Annotated in this window: 2 protein-coding genes and 2 pseudogenes; all 4 read left to right on the top strand. The window is 58.9% G+C overall.

The window, feature by feature from the left end:
* Positions 1 to 927, top strand: a pseudogene (locus EN984_RS27865) (hypothetical protein); the annotation flags it as partial.
* 323 nt (positions 928 to 1250) lie between these two features.
* Positions 1251 to 2417 (top strand): ABC-three component system protein, encoded by a 1167-nt coding sequence (locus EN984_RS27870; protein ID WP_063169421.1) that lies wholly within the window; start codon positions 1251 to 1253, stop codon positions 2415 to 2417.
* Positions 2414 to 2926 (top strand): three component ABC system middle component, encoded by a 513-nt coding sequence (locus tag EN984_RS27875; protein ID WP_063169420.1) that lies wholly within the window; start codon positions 2414 to 2416, stop codon positions 2924 to 2926. The genes EN984_RS27870 and EN984_RS27875 overlap by 4 nt, the downstream gene beginning before the upstream one ends.
* Positions 2927 to 3207, top strand: a pseudogene (locus tag EN984_RS27880) (DUF3732 domain-containing protein); the annotation flags it as partial.

Raw genomic sequence — 3207 nt, forward strand, 5'->3', positions numbered from 1 at the left:
AGCCTCGGCAACGACCTGAAGCGCCTCAAGGAGGCGCGCGACATCCTCGACACTGAGATTTTGGCACACGAACGCCGCAAGAACGAGGTGCTGGGCGTCTTTGGTGTCGCCACTCTGCCCGAGGTAGTCGAACGCGATGAGCTGTTGCGTGAGCGCGATGGCTTGCGCACCACCGTCGCCGAACTTGAGGAACGGATAGTGGCGGAGCTCGCGGTCGACGGATTCGAGCAGGCCCGCTCGATCCTGGACGCGATCGATTTCGACGGCCTCGCGGTCGAGAAGGCTGAGGGTGAGCAGCGGCTTCGCCTGTTCGATGAAACCATCCAGCAACAGCTGATCCGGCAGACGCGCGCGGCCGACAAGCTGGACGCCATCGGCGGTGATAGTGCGGTTGCACGCCTGGATGCTGAACGGCGCACAACCCTGCTGGAAATCGAGGAGAAGGCCGTTCGCTACATAGAGCTGAAGCTTGGCATCATGTCGGCTGGCAATGCTTTGCGGATCTACCGTGAGAGCCATCGCTCCGGCATGATGGCGCGCGCATCAGACGCGTTCAAGCTAATGACGCGTGGCCAGTATTCGGGGCTGACAACCCAGCCTGTAAGAGGTGGTGAGGTTCTCATTGCTGTGCAGGGTGACGGGCAATCCAAGGTCACCGAAGCGCTTTCAAAGGGTGCACGATTTCAGCTGTACCTTGCCCTAAGACTCGCCGGTTATTACGAGTTCGCGCAATTTCGGCCCTCGGTCCCATTCGTCGCCGACGACATCATGGAGACGTTCGACCATATTCGCTCGGAGGAGGTTTTCAGGCTGTTCGGAGCGATGGCAAACACAGGTCAGGTCATCTACCTGACGCACCATAAGCATCTATGTGAAATAGCTGAGGCTGTCGTACCGGGAACGAGGATCCATCAACTCGCACAGTAATTTTCTCCGGAATACGTGAACGAACCAGTGAAGGACGCCGAATTTGACGGCAAGTATGCGCCCAAAGTCAGACGTTCCGGCAAACTTCGCGTTCGTCCAAAAGCGGACATATCGCCCGAGCCATAGACGGCCCCGATGTGCCCATAATGGACGTCCTGCAAATTCATTGTCCTGCCGAATCTGGACTTCGAGAGCTGGCCCTAAACAGCAATTGTATCGCGCCTAGCCGTCCTATCGCCGGGGCGCCAATTGTAAACAACGGCGAACTATACCAATATCGTTACTGGCTTCTTCCGGTGCGACTCGGGAGAACGGGATGGGCAATGAACGCGAAGACGCAAACGGGAAAACACAGCGCCGCTGGCCAATACCTCGGCTATGCGCTTCAACCTGTACGCCTTTGCTTTCACCTGCTCAACGCGCCTAGCGGCGCCTTGGTCTCTCTTGAACATTTAGACGATGTGGCGGTTCACCTGGTCGGCGGCGAAGTCGTTCTTGAGCAAAGCAAGAGCGCACTGAAGCAAAATCCGATATCCGACTGGGCTGCGGACCTGTGGAAGTCTCTGGCCAACTGGCTCAGCTTCATGGCGGCGGGAGAGATCGACCCGGCGACCAGCCATTTCCGGCTATATGTCACACCGGTGAAGGCGGGTGCCTTCGCGATCGCGCTGAACGACGCGAAAACAGATGCCGACGTGGAGGCGCTGGTCGCTAACCTCGCCAAAGCCCACAGCAAGCTGAAAGCTGCACCGGCATGCGACGCCGACGTCCAAGCTTTCCTGAACGCTGATGCGGCTCATTGCGCCGCCTTGGTCAAGAATCTCGCCGTTATCAGCGTCGATGCAGATCCCGTCGATCCGATACGCGCGATCTTCAAGCCGACGGTCTCTCCGCTCATCATCGACCTAGTGTGCGAACGCGCGATCGGCGCTGCGAAGGAGGCGGCGGACAGGCTGATTAGAGCTGGCAAGCCCGCCATCTTGGACGTGGACGCGTTTCAGGCCGAGCAAAGAGCATTTGTTCAGAAGAACAACCTTCCAGGGCTGCTGTCGTCTTTCACCAAGCAACCGCCTGTCGAGGCCATCGAACAATTGATCGCCGACCGTCCCGCCTTCGTCCGCCAACTCGAGCTGATCGAGGTGGGAGACGAAGCGTGCGTCCGGGCTGTTAGCGATTACCTTAGGACGCTCGCCGACATCTCGATCTGGGGCGAAAGCGGGCTAATCTTTGAGAAGAACCTAAGTGACTGGGACGATGATCTTGTCGGTCGCTATGAGCACGTCAGTGCAGAGGTGCACGACATACAGGCCGGACACCCCGCAACGGTTCGTGGTAGAATAGTTTACAGGCGCTGCGCGCAGTTGCAGCCTCCACTCGATGGTCGAGTCGTCCCCGGTCATTTCGTCCACGGATCATTCAACGCCCTTGCCCACGGCCTGCGCCTCGGCTGGCATCCCGACTACCAGACTCTTTTGGAGCCAGCGACTTGATTGAGGCTGGCCGATCGCACCTACCGCTCAGCGACCTCGCCCTTGTCCAGAATCCAGGACTTGGGGCTTTCGCATTGTGGCAATTTGGCCAAGGTTTCCAGGCTGAGGACGAACGTCCAGCGCCGTTCGCCTTGGCGTTTCTCGTGCTGCCAATCGTCCTGCATCGCGCAACGCTCGAAATCGTGACTTCGACAAACCGACCCTCTGGACTGGCGCTCTTCGCGGCCAAGCTCGGGAAGGAACGGGAACAACTCCTCGCCGTCCACGAGCGAGCGCTGCTGCTGCGTACTCTGACATTGCAATCGGCCGCTGTCGGTGTGAGCGGGCGGCTGCTGTCCGTGGATTACAAGGATGCTACTTTAAGAGCAAACGTACCAGAACCGAAACCGAGGAGGCTCGTCCTTCCAGAGCGCGTCAAGCACCTCGGACCTGCCTCGGAGAAATTGGGTTTCTGGTTTTCGAACCTGGGGACCGCGCAGGTGGCCAACCTGTTACGGGTGGAGTTCTAGATGTATTTCCAGCTTCGAAAACTGATCCTTTGGCCCCGCAATGGTGCAGCGCCGCGGGTCGTCAAGTTCGAGCCCGGTGTCGTCAACGTCATCAGCGGCGCGTCGAAGACCGGGAAGTCCGCCGTTATCCCTATTGTTGATTACTGTCTGGGCTCGGAGAAATGCGCGATTCCGGTGGGCGTAATCCGCGAGAACTGCAGCTGGTTCGGCATTCTGATCGAGACGCTGGAGGGCGAAAAGCTCTTGGCGCGACGCGAACCGGGGGACCAACAGAGCACAGG

It is taken from the genome of Mesorhizobium sp. M7A.F.Ca.CA.004.12.1.1, assembly GCF_003997835.1.
Classification (GTDB): domain Bacteria; phylum Pseudomonadota; class Alphaproteobacteria; order Rhizobiales; family Rhizobiaceae; genus Mesorhizobium.